Here is a 294-nt window from a genome sequence, read left to right on the forward strand (position 1 = left end):
GGGAACAACCCGCCCTTCAACACCGGCCCGGTGCCGTCGATGAACTGGGTCAGCGCCGGCATTTTCAGCTCGGGCATGGTCACCAGAATGACGATTGCCAAGGCGACGATGGTGCCGATTTTCAGGAACGTCGACAGGTAGTCACGCGGCGCCAGGATCAGCCACACCGGCAATACCGCGGCTACAAAACCGTAGCCGATCAGCATCCAGGTAATTTGAATCCCGGTGAAGCTGAACGCCTTGGCCCACACCGGATCAGCCGAAATCTGCCCACCGAGCCCGATCGAACCGACC

1 protein-coding gene is annotated in these 294 nt (G+C 60.5%); it reads right to left on the bottom strand.

Annotated features, from left to right (window positions below; translation table 11 throughout):
• Positions 1–294, bottom strand: a 294-nt coding sequence (locus BK660_RS31120) for a carbon starvation CstA family protein (protein ID WP_311202924.1), incomplete at both ends; no start/stop codon positions are given.

It is taken from the genome of Pseudomonas brassicacearum (assembly GCF_003732265.1).
Lineage (GTDB): Bacteria > Pseudomonadota > Gammaproteobacteria > Pseudomonadales > Pseudomonadaceae > Aquipseudomonas > Aquipseudomonas brassicacearum_D.